The organism is Williamsia sp. 1135, from assembly GCF_002095395.1.
Taxonomy (GTDB): Bacteria; Actinomycetota; Actinomycetes; order Mycobacteriales; family Mycobacteriaceae; genus Williamsia.
Genome location: NZ_MJEI01000102.1, coordinates 1 through 15,722 on the forward strand (window position 1 = coordinate 1; position 15,722 = coordinate 15,722).

General features: G+C 65.3%; 14 protein-coding genes. 5 read left to right on the forward strand and 9 right to left on the reverse strand.

Going from position 1 to position 15,722, the window contains the following annotated elements; genetic code table 11:
* Positions 1 to 1,877 (forward strand): DUF222 domain-containing protein (locus BFL43_RS20520; protein WP_346425985.1); only part of this gene is annotated, 1,877 nt, incomplete at its 5' end.
* Between the two features lie 175 nt (positions 1,878 to 2,052).
* Here BFL43_RS20520 and BFL43_RS20525 read toward each other — a convergent pair.
* Positions 2,053 to 2,283 carry a hypothetical protein gene (locus BFL43_RS20525; protein ID WP_143695442.1) on the reverse strand — a complete coding sequence of 77 codons (231 nt, stop codon included), beginning with the start codon at positions 2,281 to 2,283 and terminating at the stop codon, positions 2,053 to 2,055.
* Between the two features lie 696 nt (positions 2,284 to 2,979).
* Here BFL43_RS20525 and BFL43_RS20530 point away from each other — a divergent pair.
* Both BFL43_RS20530 and BFL43_RS20535 read left to right on the forward strand, forming a co-directional pair.
* Positions 2,980 to 3,615, forward strand: coding sequence for an FUSC family protein (locus tag BFL43_RS20530; RefSeq protein WP_168176689.1), 636 nt, complete (start codon positions 2,980 to 2,982; stop codon positions 3,613 to 3,615).
* 67 nt (positions 3,616 to 3,682) lie between these two features.
* Positions 3,683 to 3,988, forward strand: coding sequence for a hypothetical protein (locus BFL43_RS20535; RefSeq protein ID WP_084894328.1), 306 nt, complete (start codon positions 3,683 to 3,685; stop codon positions 3,986 to 3,988).
* A gap of 6 nt (positions 3,989 to 3,994) precedes the next feature.
* On the opposite strand, the gene BFL43_RS20540 is transcribed toward BFL43_RS20535, so the two are convergent.
* From BFL43_RS20540 to BFL43_RS20565, 6 genes are all read right to left on the reverse strand, one after another.
* Positions 3,995 to 5,542, reverse strand: a complete 1,548-nt coding sequence (locus tag BFL43_RS20540; RefSeq protein ID WP_084894329.1) for an FAD-dependent oxidoreductase — start codon at positions 5,540 to 5,542, stop codon at positions 3,995 to 3,997.
* Between the two features lie 3 nt (positions 5,543 to 5,545).
* Positions 5,546 to 6,547, reverse strand: a complete 1,002-nt coding sequence (locus tag BFL43_RS20545; RefSeq protein WP_084894330.1) for a diiron oxygenase — start codon at positions 6,545 to 6,547, stop codon at positions 5,546 to 5,548.
* Positions 6,548 to 6,682: 135 nt separating this feature from the next.
* Entirely contained in the window at positions 6,683 to 7,390 is a 708-nt protein-coding gene (locus tag BFL43_RS20550) for a Tellurium resistance (protein WP_084894331.1), read from the reverse strand.
* Between the two features lie 36 nt (positions 7,391 to 7,426).
* Positions 7,427 to 8,644: a threonine ammonia-lyase gene (ilvA, locus tag BFL43_RS20555; RefSeq protein ID WP_084894332.1), complete on the reverse strand. Its 1,218-nt coding sequence runs from the start codon at positions 8,642 to 8,644 to the stop codon at positions 7,427 to 7,429.
* 288 nt (positions 8,645 to 8,932) lie between these two features.
* Positions 8,933 to 10,105, reverse strand: a complete 1,173-nt coding sequence (locus BFL43_RS20560) for a cystathionine gamma-synthase (protein WP_084894333.1) — start codon at positions 10,103 to 10,105, stop codon at positions 8,933 to 8,935.
* Between the two features lie 58 nt (positions 10,106 to 10,163).
* Positions 10,164 to 11,552, reverse strand: a complete 1,389-nt coding sequence (locus BFL43_RS20565; protein WP_084894335.1) for a cystathionine beta-synthase — start codon at positions 11,550 to 11,552, stop codon at positions 10,164 to 10,166.
* Positions 11,553 to 11,591: 39 nt separating this feature from the next.
* On the opposite strand from BFL43_RS20565, the gene BFL43_RS20570 reads away from it, so the two are divergent.
* The gene (locus BFL43_RS20570; RefSeq protein ID WP_084894336.1) at positions 11,592 to 12,524 is read left to right on the forward strand and encodes an SGNH/GDSL hydrolase family protein; all 933 of its coding nucleotides are present in this window, start codon (positions 11,592 to 11,594) and stop codon (positions 12,522 to 12,524) included.
* 127 nt (positions 12,525 to 12,651) lie between these two features.
* Positions 12,652 to 13,872, forward strand: a complete 1,221-nt coding sequence (locus tag BFL43_RS20575) for an acetyl-CoA C-acetyltransferase (RefSeq protein ID WP_084894337.1) — start codon at positions 12,652 to 12,654, stop codon at positions 13,870 to 13,872.
* Between the two features lie 58 nt (positions 13,873 to 13,930).
* Here the strand turns inward: BFL43_RS20575 and BFL43_RS20580 are convergent, their stop codons facing one another.
* Positions 13,931 to 14,803 carry a Bax inhibitor-1/YccA family protein gene (locus tag BFL43_RS20580; protein WP_084894338.1) on the reverse strand — a complete coding sequence of 291 codons (873 nt, stop codon included), beginning with the start codon at positions 14,801 to 14,803 and terminating at the stop codon, positions 13,931 to 13,933.
* Between the two features lie 148 nt (positions 14,804 to 14,951).
* A complete protein-coding gene (locus BFL43_RS20585; protein WP_084894339.1) occupies positions 14,952 to 15,713 on the reverse strand; it encodes an SDR family oxidoreductase in 762 nt (253 codons plus the stop codon).
* Positions 15,714 to 15,722: the final 9 nt, after the last annotated feature.

Below are 15,722 nucleotides of genomic sequence, written 5' to 3' on the forward strand. Positions count from 1 at the left end.
TGTCGTACCCCTCTGGCATAGTCGCTCATATGTTCGAGGGTGGGGATTACGACGTACAGCGGGTGGCCGGTATCGGCCCCGCGAACTGGCTGCGGCCCAACGAGTTGCTCCGCAACTGCGAGCGGTCGGTCGCCGCGCAAAGCTACTTCGAATGGGTCCGCTACGACAGCGCCGCCCAACTACACAAACTGGTCGTCGCACCCCTAGAGGACACCCCGGTGGCGCTACGGGCGGTCGACCCGTTCAGTGTCTGCGCCGCGCAACTGGCCGCGGCGCAGCAGATCACCCAGCAAGGCGCCGAGCACTACCTGACCCGAGCCCTGGCCCTGCGCGACCGGCTCCCGCACGTCAAACAACTGCTGAAAGAAGGGCACGTCGCCGCCCACCACATCGCGCAGATCGTCTCCCGCACCGATCTGATCGAGGGCTCCGAGCACATGGCCGATATCGACCGTGACATCGCCGCCCAACTACGCCGCCGGGGATCCTGGTCGACCAACCGGATCCGGGACATGGTCGATGCGATGATCATGCTCCGCGACCCCGACCTGGTAAGGGAGAACCGCACAGAGGCCAAGAAACGTCGTGGGGTGTGGAACAACAACATCGGCGACGGGATGTCAGCGCTCGACGCCGTCGGATCCGCCGAGACCAACAACCTCATCATGCAACGCCTGGAGAAATTGGCGATGTCGGTGTGCAACGCCGATCCGCGTCGCAAAGCCGAACGAATGGCCGATGCCCTCTTCGCGACGGTGATGGGACGCGAGTTCAGCTGCGAGTGCCCCAAAGACCCCAAACATCCCTGCACAGCCAGCATCTGGACATGGCCCGCAGACACGATGGTCTCGGGCGTCGATATGAAACTGGTCCTGCACGTCATCGCTGACCAAGCAACGGTCAACGGCGACGCCGACCACCCCGGCTACCTGCAAGGGCACGGCATCATCTCCGCCGAACATGTCCGCGACATCGCCGAACGCCCCGAAACCAAACAGCGCCCGATGCGCAACGAGTACGAACAATCCCAACCCCTCTGGAACGACCACGACCTACGCGCCGAAGCCGAATACGCCGACCTCTACGCCCAAGACCAAGCCGCCAACGAAGCAGCCGAAGGTGAACAAGAACAAGCCGCGGCCGACCAGACTTCTGCCCCTCCTGAGCAAGCGGCCGAACACGCCGCAACAGAGCCCGAGGGACAGAGCCAAACGCCTCCCCCACCCGCTGCGGCACCTCACCGCGACCGCGGCCCGACCCGCGCGACCGTGTATTCCCGCGCGCCCGAACCCCCGCGATACGACGAAATGGTCACCGAAGCAGCCGCACCACCGTATTGGCAAGCCGTCCCCCTCCCAGTCGTACAACCCGGCGACTCCTACCGCCCCTCCACCGTCCTCGACGACTTCATCCGCATGCGCGACCTCTACTGCATGTGGCCCGGCTGCAACCAACCCGCCTGGACCGCCGACCTCGACCACACCAGCGAATACAACCACGACAACCCCGACGCCGGCGGACACACCCACCCCGACGGAATGAAAGCACTCTGCCGCTTCCACCACCTGGTCAAAACCCACTCCGACTGGCTCGACGACCAATACCCAGACCCCGACACCGGCCGAACCCGACTACTCTTCACCACCCCAGGAGGCCGCACCTACCACGGACCCACCTGGACCGGCGACGACCTCTTCCCAGGACTACGCCACATCGTCTTCGACGACTGGCAAACCCGCACAACCTCCGGCCGACGACGAAGCACATCACCACCACCCACCCGACAACACACCCGCACCCACACCAAACACACACGCCGTCAACAAGAACGACTACGCAACAGACAGAAAAGCGAGGAAAACCCACCACCCTTCTGAGATAGATTCTGACGATGTGGGGTATTCGGGGCTCGATCATGCGATCGGTCGGGGCGGCGCTGCGCCCGCAACCAGCACCCCTTGCGGTGTCAATGGCTGCCCGGACTGCGCTGGCAGCGGGCACTGTCGCGGTGGTCGGCGCCGTGTTCGGGGACCTCAACGCGGTCGGCATGGCTTACTTCGGTGCTGCGTGCGCGGTGGCATTCGCAGCCCGTGGAACATACCGACTCCGAACCTGGGCGTTGCTGGCCCAGGCGGGCGGCGCGGTGGTCGGGCTGACAATCGGGGCGCAGGTTCCCGACCAACCCGCAACCCTGATCGCAGCGGCGGCCATAGCTGGGGTGGTATCCGGCGTGATCGGGATCATCGGGCCGAATGCACCGGCCTTCGGAATGATGCTGACCATCGGACTGGCCTTCGGTGAGTTCGGAGGTTCACCGCTTCCGTCGTTCGAACAGTCTCTGTGGTACCTGATCGGAACCCTGATCGTGGCTTTTGCCACGTTGTCTCCCTGGGTGTTTCACCGTGGCAGCGATGAACGGACTCTGGTCGCAGCCGTGTTCGATTCCGCCGCGGCCGTGTGCGACAACATCGATTCCGCGGAGGCCCGCTCGGCGCGCGCTCGCCTCGCGAGAGCGTCTGCCGACGCGCGTTCGGTGACCCACCACCCGCGTGCCGAGCTGGTTGCGTTCGCGGTGGCGGGACTGTACGCAGAGGGAAATCCTGTGCCGCGCAGCGTCTCCGACCTGCTCCGGGCCGCCGCAGATGCAAGCTGTCGGGGTGAACCACTCGCTCGTACGACGATAAACGTCGATAACCCGACACCCGCCATGACGGCCCTGTTCGACGCCTTCGCGATGTCGCCTACCCGGCCACCTGCTCCGGGCAGACCGGGTCGACGTGACTTGATGGGATCGGCTCTTCGTGCAATCCGCACCCCGGCTGCGGGCGGAAACGGCGTGAGACTCGGCCTGTGCCTCGCGGTAGCCACCGGAATAGCAGTCGCACTACATGATTCAAGTCACGCGTTCTGGTTGCCGTTGACCGTCGCCGTGATCGTCCGGCCCGAATATGCATCGGTCTTCGTCCGGACGGTGACCGCGTGTTCGGCACCATCGCCGGAGCAGCCTTCGCCGCAGTCGTACTCGCCGTGTTCGGCAGTGGTCTGCCGGTGGCCTGCGCTGCGGCGCTCGCCTTGTCGGTCGCAGTGCTCACCGCCCCGAAGTTGTACGCCTTCAGCGTCGTCGGAATCACCGGGTCCGCACTACTGGCCTCGTGCATCGGAACCGCGGACACGGTCTTGCCGGCTCTGCGCCTCCTGGACACGGTGATCGGAGCAGGCGTCGCCATCGTCTTCGGATATCTGTTGTGGCCGGACTCGAGGCGACTGCCGACGACTGCGCGGCTCGATGCGGCACTCCCTGCGATCCGGGCCTATCTCGACGAGGCCATCGAGCAACCCGAGCGACGCGTCGACTGGCAGACACGTCGCGACGATGCCTACCGCCAGGCCCACCTGCTCCGCGCCGAGACGGAGGCGGCCACGACCGAGCTGCCTCCCGTCAGCTCGGTCGCCATCTCCCGCATTCCGGTGGCGGTGGAATCAGAAGAACTGGTCGATGCCATCACGGCGCTCGCCGCGTCCACCGAATCAGGCCGCGACGTCACCCCCGAACGAGATCGCATCGAGCAACGCCTACGCCTGCTCGAGTCACTGCCGATTCACAGCGACGACTGATGAAGTCCGGAGGCTGGGCCGCTTATCTGGAGTCGTCCAACCCAGATACACCTCAAGGAGGCTCCACATGGTCACATCAGCAGACGTGGTTCTCGTCGTACTCGACGGCACCGAACGCACCCGCACTTTGGTTCGGGGGCTCGTCGACAATGACGTTCGCACCGCGCTGACGAGTGATTCGGTCCACGAGCTGGTTCCGCTGCTCAGTGGCGCCCGGCGCGGTCTGGTCTACGGCGTTGTCGCAGACCCGTCCGACGGTCGCCAGGTCGACCGGTTGTTCGAGCGGGTCGGCCAGACCCTTGGTGCGGTCACCGTCATCCTCGACCCCGGGGAACTACTGACCGGCAACCGGGCGGTGTCTCATGCCGCGTGAGGGATGTCAGCGCCGGAACGGACGCGGACGGCGGCGGGGCGGCGATGTATCGGCGGAGAGCAGGCCCGCCTCGAGGTCAGTGCGCAACTGCGAGACCGTCTCTGCGGAGTCTGCCTTGTTGGTTCCGATGAACCCTGAGGGCCCACGTTTGATCCAGCCGGTGACGTACACCCCGGTCATCGGACCGTTGTCGCCCACGACCCTGCCCGCCTCATTGGGGATCACACCTCGAACGTGGTCGAACGGCAAGCCGGGAACCTCGACGCCCTTGTAGCCGATCGAAGTGAGGACGAGGCCGGCTTCGATGGTCTCGGTGCTGCCCGTGGATTCGACCCCGATGCCACCGGGTCCGGGCTTGTTGATCCCGAAGGTGACGCCGGCGACCGACCCGGCGGCGTCGGGCGTGATCTGCTCCGGCGACCGCAGGAACCCGAACCTGATCACCGGGCCGGATCCCGGTGCGCGTCGAGCTATTTCGGACAGCACAGTCAGTTTCGAGGCGATCGTGTGGTCGTCGACCGCGCCGATGTCCTCTGGTGGGATCAGATCGGGATCGATGGCCACATGCGCACCGCCGTCGGCCAACCCGACCAACTCGGGCAGGGTGAACGCGGCGTCGCGCGGTCCCCGTCGACCGACGACCAGGACCTCCTCGACCTTCGACCGCCGCAGCGCCGCCAACGCGGCAGGTGAGATCGACGTCGAGGCAAGGTCGTCGGGGTCGGCAGTGAGAATTCTGGCAACATCGAGGGCGACGTTGCCGTTGCCGATGAGCACCACTCGACGATGGGAAAGGTCGAAGGTCCGGTCCACATGGTCTGGATGGCCGTTGTACCAGCCCACGAACTCGGTGGCGCTGGCCACATTGGCGAGGTCGGCGCCGGGGATGTCCAACCGCCGGTCACTACCTGCACCACCGGCGTAGATGACGCCGTGGAACTCTCGACTGAGATCATCGAGGGTGATGTCGCGGCCGACCTCGCTGTTCAGCATGATGTCGAGCCGGTTGTTGCGGGCCATCTCGTCGAAGAGGGCCATCACCTTTCTCGTCGAGAGATGATCGGGCGCAACGCCGTAACGGGCGAGCCCGAACGGCCTGTCGAGGCGCTCGTACATGGTGACCCGGACGTTGGGATACCGCAAGAGATCGTCGGCCGCATACATCGCCGACGGTCCTGACCCCACGATCGCCACCCGGATATCGCCGCCACCCGGTATCGCGATCGGCTTGGGGGCACTGATGGGCGCCAGCGGCAACCGTAGGCTCGCGTCGACCGGGAATCGCACCGGTGACTGCGCGACGTCTTCGTAGTGCTCTGCGTTGATCTGCAGGTACCGCTCGTCTTTGGGCTCGATCCGGTGACTCGGGACGATGGCGCCGACCGGGCACGCGCTCACGCACGCACCACAGTCGACGCAGGTCGCAGGGTCGATGTAGAGCATTTCCGATGTCAGGAAGTCAGGCTCGTCCGGAGTCGGGTGGATGCAATTGACAGGACATGCGTACACGCACGAGGCGTCTGCGCAGCACGCCTGCGTGACGACGTGAGGCACCGATCAGGCTGCCGTGTAAGTGGGTTCGCTGCGGAACCGCGACGGGCGTCCCCCGATGCCCAGGATTTTCCAGAGGAACCTCGAGACCGGGTTCATCAGCCCACACTGCTCACCCAGCATCCGGACGTCGCCGAACACATTGTGCAGGAACGTCTTCGATTTGTCGGACTTCCAGAAGATCTCTTTCATGACTTCGTCCGGCACGCCGTAATCCTTCTGGAAAGACTTCGGCGGCACCACGATCGCGCCACACAGCACCCGCATGACAATCGGGAACATCAGTGACAGCAGGAAACGCTGGAAGAAGTTCTTCTTAGGGATGGTCTCGCGGAGGAGATGATGGGCGAAGGAGATGTGCCGCGCCTCTTCGGCGACGTGAAGCTGCATCACGGCCATCATGGTCGGATGCATCTCGTCACGATTGCGTAGGAAGTCCTTCTGGATGTGATCGATCGGCTCCTCGCCACCGAGCACACCGAAGAAGAACAGGCTCGGGAAAATGGTCGACGCCAGTGGCACCAACGGCGAGATGATCCGGTAGCCGATCTTCGCGCCGGGTACATCGACCCCGGTGCGGTTGATGAACTCCTGGAACATCAGAGTGTGGTTGCACTCTTCCTTGGACTCATGGGTGGTGTAGCGGAACTCAGGGGCGCCGTTCGGCATCTTGAAGCTGTACTGCATCAGGCCACGGATGAGGACGGATTCGAACTGCAGGCCGACCTTGGCGACATTGGCCTGTCGCCACATCCCGATCTTGATCTGCTTGTCGAGCGGCTGCTGCTGGTACCAGGGGTGCCGGCCGATGGGGTCGACGTCCTTGGACAGGACCCAGCGGGGATCGTTCGGGACGACAGCCATGTGCGGCGCATCCCAGTCGATGTCGATGTACGGGTCGAAGTTGCGATGCACGGACGCACTCGACAGATCGTCGAGCACCTGCGCGTAGTCGTCGCCAGTCGTCGCCTTGGTGTGCTCCGGGACGTACTTCAGTGCTTCAGTCATCTCTGGCTCCTAGCTTGCAACGTGTTCTCACGACGCTAGAAGGTCGACCGTAACTTGTCAACGACCATTGATAAATCAACACGGGTTGTCACGCCGGTCGATGTCATCGAATCGGGCCAGGACCCGAGGTCGGGGCTATTTACTGCCGCGGCCCCAGTTCAGACCCCAGCGAAAATGTTTGTCCATCTTGTCGCCGCCGGAGAAGTATTCGACGGCACGGGTGATCGTCACGCCTTGTGGCCCCGACTCGATCAACGCGATCGATGCCGTACGCAGGTTGTTCTTCTCAGAGTCCATGCGAACCTCGATGGGCGGGCCGAACTGCGACTCGACGGTCACGACACCGTCGACAGCCGCCCAGTTCGGACTTCCCTCATAGATGTCTGCGAAGACCAGGATGCGACGGAAGACTCCCGGATCGGCCAGGTTGACGAACATGTTCTCGCCCGACGCAGCGCTGCCGGACCGGTCATCCTGATCGAGTTTGATGAAGGGCCTCTTCTCCAGCGAACCGAAGTTGCGGTCGAGGGCGCCGACGCCACCGAGAGAACCGTCGGACAACTCGTACAGACAACGGAGATCGAGGTCCACGCCGCTCTTGCGTTTGAAGAACCCACCGCCCGCCCCCGAACCCTGTGCCCAGTTCAAATTGATCCGGATGGTGCCGCCGGATGCGCCCGCCTTGGCGAGACTGACCGTGGGGCTGCTCTTGGTCAGCGAGATCTTGCTGAGATCGACGGAAGACGGTGCAGGTGGCGCCGCCGGTGCGGCGGGCGGCGCGGCGGGAGACGGGGTCTGAGGAGTCGGATTCGACTGCGGACGCTTCGTGTAATCGATAGCCATGTCTACGAGACTATGGAAAATCGGACAGCGCCGCGCTCAGTCCCCCAGGTAACCCGCCGCGGAGAGCGCGCGACGGACCTCGGCCTGGTGGTCAGGGCCCTTCGTCTCGAGGCTCACCGTCACCTGTACCTCTCCGAGACGCAGCTCGCCGCTGACCCGGGAATGGATCACGTCGACGACGCTGGCACTGAGATCGCGCAGCAGGGCCAGCAAGGCCACCAGCCCACCCGGACGGTCGGAGACAGTGGCGGTGATGGTCATGTAGCGACCCGCTGCGCGCAGACCGTGGGTGGTGACCTGCGTGAGCAACAGCGGGTCGATGTTGCCGCCCGAGAGCACCACGCACACCTCCCCCTCGAGCTGCAGATCAGCAAGGCTGGTCAGGGCGGCGACCGCCGTCGCCCCGGCAGGCTCGACCACCAGCTTGGCGCGCTCGAGTACCAGCAACAGCGCTTGCGAGATCGCCTCCTCGGTGACGGTGACCACCTCGTCGACGAGGTCGGAGACGTGGGCGAACGGCACTTTGCCGGGCTTGGCTACCGCGATGCCGTCGGCCATCGTGTTCATCGACGTCGCGCGCAGCGGCTTTCCCTCGGACAGGGACGCAGGCCACGCCGCGGCTTCCGCCGCCTGGACCCCGACGAGCCGGACACCGGGTTTGTGGAGTTTGATCGCGGCCGCCACACCCGCCAGCAGCCCACCACCGCCGAGCGGTACCAGAACAGTCCCGACGGCGGGCATCTGCTCGATGATCTCCATCCCGACCGTCGCCTGTCCGGCGACGATGTCGGGGTGGTCGAATGGATGTATCAGGACAGCGCCGGTCTCGTCTGCGTAGGCGAGCGCGGCCTCGAGAGCGTCGTCGACGTACTCGCCTTCGAGGATCACCTCGGCGCCATACGCCCTGGTCGCCGCGATCTTCGGAAGCGACGCCCCGATCGGCATGTACACCCGCGACCGGATACCCAGCGTGGTTGCCGACCAGGCGACGCCTTGGGCGTGATTGCCCGCGCTGGCGGCCACCACTCCGTGGGCACGCTCGGTGTCGGACAGTCCCGCGATCCGCAGATACGCACCCCGCGGTTTGAATGACCCGGTGCGCTGGAGGTTTTCGCACTTGAGCCACACCTCATGGCCACATTTCTCCGACAGCGCCCGGGAGGCGACCATCGGTGTGCGCCGCATCGCCGGTGCCAGCAACTGCACGGCACGGTCGATCTGGGCTGCGTCGATCAGTGCGTCAGAACCAATCATCACCCCACCCTAGGTGCGGGATGCCGAGCTTGCGGCCTGACGCGGGGCACTCCCAACCACCGCCCCGACCACAACGGTCTCGCGACAGCCCCCACCACTACTGGAGACCACAACGGTCTCGCGGCCCCGCACGTTCTGGACTGAGGAGGAGCGAGCACAGCCAGGCGACCACCACGGTCTCGCGGCCCCGCGTTGTCTGGACTGACGAGGAGCGAGCGGAGCGATGCGAGGAGGAGGGAAGACGACGCGCTCAGGGCCGCGACGACCCCGCGAGCGGAGCGAGCAAATTCAACCCAGTGCGTTTTCTATGTCCCCGAGCAGGTCGCTGATGTCTTCGATGCCGACGGACAGTCGCACCAGATCGTCCGGGACCTCCAGCAGCGACCCCGCGGTCGACGCGTGGGTCATCGCGCCCGGATGTTCGATCAACGACTCGATACCGCCGAGCGACTCGGCCAGGGTGAACACCTCCGTGCGGTCGCAGAACTGCTGCGCGGCTTCGAGTCCGCCGGCCACGCGCACCGAGATCATTCCGCCGAACCGAGTCATCTGCTTGGCAGCCGCGGCGTGCCCGGGATGTGACTCCAGCCCCGGGTACAGCACCGAGTCGATCTTCGGGTGCGAGAGCAAGAACTCGACGATCCTCTCGGCGTTGTCACTGTGTCGATCCATCCGGACCGCAAGGGTTTTGATACCGCGCAGGGTGAGATAGGCATCGAACGGGCCGGGGACTGCACCTGCGCCGTTCTGCAGAAACGCCAGATCGGTGTCGAGTTGTTCGTCGTCGGTGACGAGTGCCCCGCCTACGACGTCGGAGTGGCCGCCGAGGTACTTGGTGGTCGAGTGCAGCACCACGTCGGCACCCAGGGTGAGGGGACGTTGCAGATAGGGCGAGGCAAACGTGTTGTCCACGACGAGCTTGGTGCCTGCCTCGTGAGCAACGCCTGCCAACGCCTCGATGTCGCCGACGTTGAGCAACGGGTTGGTCGGCGTCTCGATCCACACCAGCTTGGTGTTCGGACGGATGGCGCCGCGTACCGCGTCGACGTCGGTGACGGGTGCGACCGAGTACTCGATCCCCCACTGGGTGAACACCTTGTCGATGAGCCGAAAGGTACCGCCGTAGGCATCGTTCGGGATGACGAGGTGGTCGCCGGGACGCAAGGTTGCGCGCAGCAACGCGTCGGTGGCAGCCATGCCGGACGCGAACGCCCGGCCGAAGCTGCCCTCCTCCAATGCCGCGATGTTGGCTTCGAGGGCCTGTCGCGTCGGGTTACCGGTCCGCGCGTATTCGAAGCCGCCGCGGAGTCCGCCGACGCCGTCTTGAGCGAACGTCGAACTCGCGTAGATCGGCACGTTCACCGCGCCGGTCAGCGGATCGGGTTCGTATCCGGCGTGGATGGCCTTGGTCGCGAATCCCTGCCAGTTGTGCGAGTCGGTTTTGCTGCGCTGCTCACTCATGTCATCCAGCGTAGAGCCCCGGTGAATTGCCCGAATCCGCGGCCGAGCAGAAAAACCACTAAGCGATTGCGCTGACGAATCCCAGCAGGTCGTGACGGGTGATCACGCCGATCGGTTTTCCGTCTTCCACAACCATCAAGGCGTCGGTCTCTCCGAGCGCCTTGGTGGCGGTCGAGACCGGCTCCCCCGAGCCGATGAGCGGGAACGGCTTGCCCATGTGAGCACTGACCGGGTCCGCGAGGTTCGCGCGACCTTCGAACACCGCGCTGAGCAGCTCACGTTCGGTCACCGCACCAGCGACCTCACCGGCCATGATCGGCGGCTCCGCACCGACGACGGGCATCTGCGACACCCCGTACTCGCGCAGGATCTCGATGGCGTCGCGGAGTGTCTCGGACGGGTGGGTGTGCACCAGGTCGGGCAGTGCGCCCGACTTTCCGCGCAGAACCTCGCCGACGAGTGGTTCGACCTTGCCCTTGCCGTCCAGAGGCGTCCGCAGGAAGCCGTAGCTGCTCATCCAGCGATCGTTGAATATCTTGCCCATGTAACCGCGGCCACCGTCCGGCAGCAGGACGACGACGAGCGCGTCGGGTCCTTCCCGCTCGGCAACGCGCAGGGCGGCGACGACGGCCATGCCACACGAGCCACCGACGAGGAGGCCCTCTTCGCGGGCCAGCCGCCGGGTCATCTCGAAGGAGTCGGCGTCGGAGACGGCGATGATCTCGTCGGGGATCGCCGGGTCGTATGCGCTCGGCCAGAAGTCTTCACCGACGCCCTCGACGAGATACGGACGGCCGGTGCCTCCGGAGTACACTGAGCCCTCCGGATCGGCGCCGACGACCTTGACCTTGCCGCCGGACATCTCTTTCAGGTAGCGGCCGGCACCGGTGATGGTTCCACCGGTTCCCACACCCGCCACGAAGTGGGTGATCTTGCCGTCGGTGTCGTTCCAGATCTCGGGGCCCGTGGTTTCGTAGTGGCTTTCGGGTCCGGCCGGGTTCGAGTACTGGTTCGGCTTCCAGCCACCCTCGATCTCACGGGTCAGGCGATCGGAGACGCTGTAGTAGCTGTCGGGATGCTCCGGGGGCACGGCCGTCGGGCACACGACCACTTCGGCGCCGTATGCACGGAGGACGTTGCGCTTGTCCTCGCCGACCTTGTCCGGGCACACGAACACGCAGTGGTACCCACGCTGCTGAGCGACCAGGGCCAGCCCGATGCCGGTGTTGCCGGACGTCGGTTCGACGATGGTGCCTCCGGGCTTGAGTTCTCCCGAGGCCTCTGCGGCGTCGATCATCTTGACCGCGATGCGGTCCTTGGAGCTGCCGCCGGGGTTGAGGTATTCGACCTTGGCCGCGACCAGGCCGGATCCCGGCTGGACCACGGAGTTGAGCTGAACCAGCGGGGTGTTGCCGATGAGGTCGGTCACGTGACTTGCGATGCGCATGAGTCCATCGTTCCAGACCGCTTCGATTATGTTGGAGCTGTGTCCGGATCCAAGCGTCGGCTTGCTCGTGATCTGGTGGCGACCGCCGCCGCTACCGCCGGTACCGCCGGCGCCGGCTGGGGTGCCTGGACGTTCCTCAACGGCCAGGCTCGCACCGCCCGAACCGTGATTCCCCATCGGACGGACAACGCACCGAACGGCGATGGCATCTACGGACCGGACGGGCTCGGTCCGCTCCGGGTGCGGCGTGGCGAGGACTTCGACTTGCACGTGATGGTGTTCGGTGACTCGACCGCCGCCGGCCTCGGCGCAGAGACTGCCGACGAGACCCCCGGCGTCCAGCTGACCCGAAAGCTGACAGACGAAACCGGCAAACGAATCCGTCTGAGTACCAAAGCGATCGTCGGAGCCACGTCCCGCAGCCTGACCGGACAGGTCGACGCGATGCTGATCGCCGGACCGCCACCCGACATAGCGATCATCTTCATCGGCGCCAACGATGTGACGAGTACCAGCGGGGTACGGGCATCGGCCAAACGGCTCGGAGCAGCGGTCCGCCGCCTCCGTGAGGCCGGCGCCCTGGTGGTCGTCGGAACGTGCCCCGATCTCGGCGTCATCGCCGCGATCCCCCAGCCGCTCCGCACAGTGATTCGTCAGTACGGTCTGCGATTGGCCGCGGCGCAGGCAATCGAGACCAGGGCGGCGGGCGGCACCCCGGTTCCGCTGGCCGATCTGCTGGCCCGTGAGTTCCTGGCCGCCCCCGATCGGATGCTCTCGGCCGACCGATATCACCCGTCCGCGGCCGGTTATGAACTCGCCGCCCAGATCCTCCTACCCGCTGTGCTGGCCGGGCTCGGCGAGTGGGGCTCGGGTCCTCTCCCCGAGCCGCCCGAGGTGTCCGCCATCGCCGAGGACAACAAGTGGTCGGCGCGGACGCGGGCCTATCTGAATCGGGCCGCTCGGCGCCGATGAGGCGGGACTCGAATCCGGCCGGTGCGAGCTTTCGAGGTCCGCCTCCGCGGCATTCCTTCGCTGGCGTAACGTCAGATCGCGAAACCTTACAAAGCTGCACGTCCAACCTATTTTCACAGGAGTCCGCATGCCAGAGGCCGTCATCGTCGCCACCGCCCGCTCACCGATCGGCCGAGCCGGCAAAGGCTCACTCAAAGATGTCCGCCCGGACGAATTGGCCCGTCAGATGGTCGAAGCCGTGCTGAACAAGATCCCCGAACTCGACCGCGCCGACATCGACGACCTCCACCTCGGGTCGGGCCAGCCCGGCGGCCAGGCCGGTTTCAACATCGCCCGCTCCGTCGCCGTCCAGGTCGGCCTCGACCATGTACCGGGCGTCACCGTCAACCGCTACTGCTCCTCGTCGCTGCAGACCACCCGCATGGCCCTGCACGCCATCCGAGCCGGTGAAGGCGACGTCTTCATCTCCGGTGGCGTCGAAAGCGTCTCCAGTTTCGGCACCGGTAACGCCGACGGCTGGCCCAACACCAAAAACCCACTGTTCGCCGACGCCATGGCCCGCACCGCCAAGGCCGCCGAAGGCGGCGCAGGCAAGTGGTCCGATCCCCGCGAGCAGGGCCTGCTCCCCGACGTCTACATCCCCATGGGCGAAACCGCCGAAAACGTCGCCTCCTTCACCGGCATCTCCCGCGAAGACCAGGACCACTGGGGCGTCCGCAGCCAGAACCGCGCCGAAGAGGCCATCAAATCCGGATTCTTCGCCCGCGAGATCGAACCCATCACCCTGGCCGACGGCACCATCGTCGACACCGACGACGGCCCCCGCGCAGGCACCACCTACGAGAAGATCAGCCAACTCAAGCCTGTCTTCCGCCCCGACGGCACCGTCACAGCCGGTAACGCCTGTCCCCTCAACGACGGCGCCGCCGCACTCGTGGTCATGAGTGACACCAAGGCCAAAGCCCTCGGGCTCACCCCGCTCGCCCGCATCGTGGCCACCGCAGCCACCGGCCTGTCCCCCGAGATCATGGGCCTCGGTCCCATCGAAGCCGTCCGCAAAGCCCTCAAATACGCCGGCCTGAGCATCGACGACATCGACCTGTTCGAGATCAACGAAGCCTTCGCCGTCCAGGTCCTCGGATCAGCCAACGAACTCGGCATCGACCACGACAAACTCAACATCTCCGGCGGCGCGATCGCCCTGGGCCACCCATTCGGCATGACCGGAGCCCGCATCACCGCAACCCTGCTCAACAACCTCACCACCCAGGACAAGGCGCTCGGCGTCGAGACCATGTGTGTCGGTGGCGGTCAGGGCATGGCAATGGTGCTCGAGCGCCTGAGCTGATCTGTCCCAATCAAAAGAGCCCGCGACCGAATGGTCGCGGGCTCTTTTGGTTCGATCGCTAGTCCGAGTTGAAGTAGCTGAGCAGGCGCAGGATCTCGACGTACAGCCAGACCAGGGTGACGGTCAGGCCGAGCGCGATGCCCCAGGCCGCCTTCGACGGAGCGCCGGAACGGATCAGCTGGTCCGCGGCGTCGAAATCGATGAGGAAGCTGAACGCGGCTAGCGCGATGCAGACGAGCGAGAAGATGATCGCGATCGGACCACCGTCACGAAGTCCCAGCCCGGAACCACCGTTGAAGAAACCGATGATCAGGTTGCCCAGGATGAGCACCAGGACACCGATCAGGCCCGCGAAGATCATGCGGGTGAACCGCGGGGTGACGCGGATGGCACCGGTCTTGTAGACGATCAGCATGCCGCCGAAGACACCGAAGGTACCGAGTACGGCCTGGCCGATCAGCGCACCGGCACTGACATCACCGGCGACCACCCAGTTGGCGAACACGTACGAGATGGTGCCGACGAACAGGCCCTCGAGAACCGCGTAGCTGAGCACGATCGCCGGATTGTCCTGCTTGCGACCGAAGGTCGCGACCAGCACGAGCGCGAGACCGCCGAGAGCGCCGACGAGCATCAGCGGCGTCGCCAAGGACTCGTTCACGCTCGTGAAGTAGTACGACAGGGCGGCCGACAGAATGAGCACACCAAGGGTGGCCGCAGTCTTCGTCACGACATCGTCGATGGTCAGGGTTCGGGATCCGGCCGGCTGCCCCGGACGTGCATACGGATCGGCCTGGGGCTGACCCGCCTGCTGATTCCATTGCGCGGCCTGGCCGGCGCCGGCCGCACCAGCGCCAAAGCCGGCGTACCCGCCTGGGCCTTGGTTGCTGCGCACAACACCACGCATCACCGGATTGCTGCTTTCACGCACCGTAGTTGGTCCCTTCTCATGACTGGCTGATATCCACTCAACGAGTGGTGTGACGTTCGAGTTCCGACTTTACCTTCTCTTGACTCTTCATGCAGACGGCCGGGTCACCGAGGTCACGGCGTGTCTGCCGAGCCGCGCATCCCCCGGCTCAGCCCCAGCGACTGTGCCCGCCATCGGCAGGAATGGTGACACCGCTCAGATAACTCGCGTCTTGGCTCGCGAGGAAGACCGCGATCCGGCCGATGTCGGCCTCGGCATCACCGATGCGTCCGAGCGGGATGCTCTTGATGAACGCATCGGCCTCCTCCGGATAGGTTTCGGTCCACCACTGCAGCGACGGCGTCATGGCGTGCGGCGCAATGGCATTGACCCGGATGTTGTCTTTCCCCCATTCACAGCCCGCGGCCCGGGTCAGCGACCGGGTCGCTTCTTTGACCGCCGCGTACGGGCCGAACGTGGCCATGTCCCAGCGGACTGCCGCCGAGGTCACGAGGTTGATCACCGACCCCCCACCCCGGGCGACCATCAGCGGATGACAGGCCTTCATCAGTCGCAACACCGCCAGCGGACCGGTCTGGAAGAACCGCGTGAAATCGTCGTCGCTCACATCCAGCAGAGGGATCGGCATCGCGTCATTGGCGTTGTTGACGAGGATGTCGACTCCGCCGAGGCGGTCGGCGCAGGCAGCGACGATCGCGGCGCAGTCGTCCCCGTCGCTGACGTTGCCCTTGAGGTATTCGGCTCGAACACCATTGGCCTGCAGTTGTTCGGTCGCGATCACCAGTGGCTTGGTGTGCCTTCCGCAGATGAAGATATCCGCGCCTTCTTTACTCAGCGCCTGGGCGATGCCCAGACCTACTCCTTTGCCACCGCCGGTGATCAGTGCAATTTTTCCGTCGAGTACGCCCATGCGGCAGAC